Raw genomic sequence first — 4409 nt, 5'->3', positions numbered from 1 at the left:
ATACTCCGGAATAAAGATGATAATTCTGATTTGGAAGCGTCACTTGAACATTAATATTACGAGTTTCTATTAATATTACGAGTTTATTTAGTGACAAGCGCTAATATCCATAATTTTTCTGTAAAATTTTTCGTTAAGAAAGATTTTTAATACGACCATTTTTTTGATTCAACGACAAATCTTTCAAATATTGTTGGGGGTAAAGAAAAATTCACGTATAAGGAATTCAATGATTGCAAGCTAACTAGAGTTTCTCCTGCATTAACATATTGGCTAAAATTAACCTGTCAAATGCCAATTTTTCTGGAAAAAGGAGCGTGAACATTTTTTTTGACTGATGGCAACTAATGAATTATTAACTTGAGCTTCGGCTCGCTGTAAATTTGTCAACGCTTGATCATAATCGCTTTGCGAAATTGCACCTACCTTAAGTAAAGCTGCTCTTTGCTCATAAACAATTCGATTTAAGTTAAGTTGTGCTTGGTTGTTTTTCAAATTTTAGATATCCGTAGAATCATCGAGCTGAATTAAGGGATTACCCTCTTTCAACTAATTTACCGGATTCAAAATCAATTCCTATAATTGTTCCACTCACTTCTGAGCTGACATTGACGCCGTTTATTCCTGCTAAACTACCTACCAACATTACGGCTGCCAATTTTCACGGATTGTTTTCGTCGTTGAGACGGTAACAAGCGGAGGAATATATTCCTCGGTAGCTCTTTTAATAAAATAAGTCCGCAGGGCATGAAAAACTAAAACTAAGAGTAATATCAAGATTAAAATGGAAACGACAATAACACCAACCAAAGCAGCCCTGCGTTTTGTCATTTTGAGATACTCCCTGTCAAAATAATCCTATGATATCATTATGCACCAAAGTTTCCTAATAATCCCCCGGTGGGTGGCACAGTTGGATATCGCAGTCCCCTCCTAAGGGACAGATCACAGGTTCAAATCGTGTCCGGTGCACCATTGTGCACCATTATAAAAAGCGAGGTAATTATGGTCACACGAATTGAAAAGGATAGTATGGGGAAAATTGAAATTTCTGCTGATAAATATTATGGAGCACAATCCCAGCGTTCATTAATTAATTTCGCCATCGGTCGCGAAACTATGCCACCTGAGCTTATCCGAGCCTTTGGAATTTTAAAAAAGGCGGCTGCTCTCACTAACAATGACTTGGGTAAACTCTCTTCAGAAATTTTAACTTATATTATTCAAGCGGCTGACGAAGTCATCGAAGGTAAATTGAATGACCATTTTCCACTGAAAGTATGGCAAACCGGCAGTGGCACCCAAACCAATATGAATATTAATGAGGTTATTAGCAACCGAGCTATTGAATTAGCAGGTGGAAAACTCGGAAGCAAAAATCCTATTCATCCCAATGATGACGTTAATAAATCCCAATCATCAAATGATACCTTTCCAACCGCCATGCATATTGCTTGTTCTGAAATGATCGCTCATCAACTTATACCCTCTGTAAAAACCTTACGCGATACCTTACAAAAAAATCTAATGCTTTCGCTCAGATTATTAAAGTAGGACGAACTCATTTACAAGACGCTGTCCCTCTTACTTTAGGGCAAGAATTTTCAGGTTATGTGGCGCAATTGGATCATAGTTTAGAAGCAATTACTAATGTTTTACCTGTTCTTTATCGATTAGCATTAGGAGGAACTGCCGTCGGTACAGGGTTAAATGCGCCACCCCAATTTGCTAAAAAAGTAGCGGAACATATTGCAAAATTGACAAAATTGTCTTTTTACTCTGCTCCCAATAAATTTGGAGCAATAGCAGCACACGATGAAATTGTGTTGGTGAGCGGGGTTTTAAAAACACTTGCTTGCTCATTAATGAAAATTGCTAATGATATTCGGTGGTTAGCCTCGGGACCTCGTTGTGGCATTGGGGAAATTTTTATTCCGGAAAATGAACCAGGCTCCTCAATCATGCCAGGAAAAGTAAACCCAACCCAATCTGAAGCTCTAACAATGGTATGCGTGCAGGTAATGGGAAACGACGCGACAATTACGATTGCAGGATCTCAGGGTAATTTTGAATTAAATGTTTTCAAACCAGTAATGGCATACAATTTAATTCAATCTATCTATTTATTGACAGATAGTTGCCGCTCTTTCAATGATCATTGCGCCATTGGTATCGAACCGCACAAGGAAAAAATTGATGCTTATCTTAGAAATTCTCTAATGCTCGTGACTGCCTTAAATCAAATTATTGGTTACGATAAAGCATCTGAAATCGTCAAGAAAGCTTATAAAGAGGGCTTCACAATTAAAGAAGCCGCGTTGAAATTAAAATATTTGACAGCCGAAGAGTTTGAGAAAGCTATTAATTTTCAAAAAATGGTGGGACTTTAAAATTTCTATAATGGATTACCGATACGGTGCCAACGGACGCGGTGGTTGTGAGAATCCCAACTCATCCACACAAATAAAGCACGTCCAATAAAAGCATTGGTTGAGACAAATCCCCACGACCGGCTATCATCGCTGTCATCTCGATTATCACCCATTACAAAATATTTACCTTTAGGTACTAGAAGGTCTTTAAAGTTTTGAGTGGGGCGATCAAGGCGAGAGAGAATTAAATGCTTAATCCCATTTAGATTTTCTTCATATTCTTTAGCTTTCCAAGTTTTACCATCATCGCCAATTTCAAGTGTATCCTTGATAAATCTCTGAGAAATTTTTTTCCGTTAATAGAGAGAACTTTGTTTTGATAACTAATATGATCGCCAGGAAGTCCAATAACACGTTTGACAAAAGTAACAGCTGGATTAACCGGCCACCGGAGTAAAGCAATTTGTCCTCTCTTAGGCTCGCCGATAGTAACAAATTTTTTATTCCATAAAGGAAAATATAATCCATAATCATATTGATTAACTAAAATTAAATCCCCCGGCATAATCGTGGGCTCTAAAGATCCCGTCGGAACTCGGTAAGGTTGGAATAATAATGAGCGAATAATTAATACAATTAATAAAATAGGGAAAAAAGAACGTACATAATCGATAATCAGTGGATGTTTAGCATTTTTCTCGATAGGTGTTTTTTTCACACGATGCCATATAATATCAACTAAACAAATTATCCCAGCAAAAATAGCCAATAACGATAAAATATTGAGAAAATCAAAAACCATTTTAATTAAGTTCTCTTAAATGTTAGGGACAGCATAAATAGCAATGCCTCGGAAAATATAGGAGGATATCCCCCTTTTTACGGTCCCAGGGATAGTATGACCAAACAGAGTCACGATAATTGCATTAGCCCCACCTTGTGACACCATTTGTTTGACATATTGTTGAATTTGCGCCTCTCCTTCCGGGGTAGCTTCTTTCGAAGAATATTCAACATTCATATAACCGAGCTGTTTATATACATACGGGACCGTTACGGGATTATAAAAATTCACTTGGTCTAGAGAAGTAGGCGAGGCCAGCGGAGCGGTTGGCAAAAAAATACCTTGAGGGGCAAGCTTAAGTGGTGGGACCGATAAATAAACAGCAATTACTACAATTAAAGCAACCGCTACAGCAACAACACTGCGCTTGGTAGAATCTAAATCCAATGTTATCTCTCTGCTTTTCAAATTTTAACGATCCACACTTTATCACGGAGTCTAAAGAAAGCCAAGAATTTAGGAGTTGAATTTAGGAATTATTAATCCTGTCTAATCTAATTAGTTCTTTGTAGTTCTTTGAGACTGCCTTCACCTTGTGATTGTTCAGAAATACCTTGTGATTGTTCAGAAATATTTATTTTAGAAATAGACGCACTACTAAGTTTGATGTAAATAAAGTGGGACGAGCAGACCTTGGTCGGAAAAGATTTTGTTTATCATTATCATAAGTTGAGAATTCATATTAAAAGAAGAAAAATAAGGGAAATTAGGGATATAAGGGCAACTTTATGCTATTTAGGCCGCATTTCTAATAATAAACGCAAAAGCTAATAATTTTGGTACATATTCTCGAATCTCATTAGGGAGTGGTAAGTCCCAGAAATTGGTACCACAGTCCATACGTGCGTTGTATTGTTGAGCCGTTTGGACTGCGCCAACTCCTGCATCATGGGCGGCCATAGTGACCATCTAATCATGAAAAAGTACCCTGTGTAAAAGATAAATAATTTAAAGCACCCCTGGACTAGCTACTACACCATCAATTTGATCTCGAGTCCTAAACTGGACGCCGTACTCAGCATCATCTGCGATAAACCTGTAGCTGTAGCCTCCCGCTGATGAAATAAGAAAAGGAATCATAGCCGCTTTCAAGTATCGGCAACAGGGTAAATTCGGCAAGCATATGGCGTTGTTGAGTTTGCTCATATGATGACATAGTAGTAAATATAGGGAACAGCATTGGAGAGCATTTG

At 37.6% G+C, this 4409-nt stretch carries 5 protein-coding genes, 1 tRNA gene and 2 pseudogenes; 2 read left to right on the top strand and 6 right to left on the bottom strand.

Annotated elements, in window-relative coordinates:
- Window positions 1–279: 279 nt before the first annotated feature.
- Genes B1F79_RS00435 through B1F79_RS00430 form a run of 3 tightly spaced genes read right to left on the bottom strand, consistent with a single transcriptional unit; the run spans window position 280 to window position 831 of the window.
- Window positions 280–495, bottom strand: coding sequence for a hypothetical protein (locus B1F79_RS00435; protein WP_251365547.1), 216 nt, complete (start codon window positions 493–495; stop codon window positions 280–282).
- A 40-nt stretch (window positions 496–535) separates the two neighbouring features.
- Window positions 536–658 carry a hypothetical protein gene (locus tag B1F79_RS06225; RefSeq protein ID WP_285896333.1) on the bottom strand — a complete coding sequence of 41 codons (123 nt, stop codon included), beginning with the start codon at window positions 656–658 and terminating at the stop codon, window positions 536–538.
- On the bottom strand, window positions 646–831 hold the full coding sequence (locus B1F79_RS00430) for a hypothetical protein (protein ID WP_251365546.1): 186 nt from the start codon (window positions 829–831) through the stop codon (window positions 646–648). The genes B1F79_RS06225 and B1F79_RS00430 overlap by 13 nt, the downstream gene beginning before the upstream one ends.
- Before the next feature lie 73 nt (window positions 832–904).
- Here B1F79_RS00430 and B1F79_RS00425 point away from each other — a divergent pair.
- Together B1F79_RS00425 and fumC are read left to right on the top strand one after the other, a co-directional pair.
- A tRNA-Arg gene (locus B1F79_RS00425) sits at window positions 905–975 on the top strand.
- A 30-nt stretch (window positions 976–1005) separates the two neighbouring features.
- Window positions 1006–2390, top strand: a pseudogene (gene fumC, locus B1F79_RS00420) (class II fumarate hydratase).
- Between the two features lie 5 nt (window positions 2391–2395).
- On the opposite strand, the pseudogene lepB reads toward fumC, so the two are convergent.
- From lepB to B1F79_RS00405, 3 genes and pseudogenes are all read right to left on the bottom strand, one after another.
- Window positions 2396–3174, bottom strand: a pseudogene (gene lepB, locus B1F79_RS00415) (signal peptidase I).
- A 15-nt stretch (window positions 3175–3189) separates the two neighbouring features.
- Complete coding sequence (locus B1F79_RS00410) at window positions 3190–3603, bottom strand: hypothetical protein (protein WP_251365545.1); 414 nt, start codon at window positions 3601–3603, stop codon at window positions 3190–3192.
- 348 nt (window positions 3604–3951) lie between these two features.
- Window positions 3952–4125 carry a hypothetical protein gene (locus tag B1F79_RS00405; protein ID WP_251365544.1) on the bottom strand — a complete coding sequence of 58 codons (174 nt, stop codon included), beginning with the start codon at window positions 4123–4125 and terminating at the stop codon, window positions 3952–3954.
- Window positions 4126–4409: the final 284 nt, after the last annotated feature.

This window comes from Coxiella-like endosymbiont of Rhipicephalus sanguineus (genome assembly GCF_018687865.1).
Note: the sequence above shows the minus strand (reverse complement) of the source record. Positions and strands in the feature narration are given on the sequence as shown.

Coding starts and splice junctions, on each gene's coding strand:
- B1F79_RS00405 (WP_251365544.1), bottom strand. CDS start 4,125: ATGGTCACTATGGCCGCCCATGATGCAGGAGTTGGCGCAGTCCAAACG.
- B1F79_RS00430 (WP_251365546.1), bottom strand. CDS start 831: ATGACAAAACGCAGGGCTGCTTTGGTTGGTGTTATTGTCGTTTCCATT.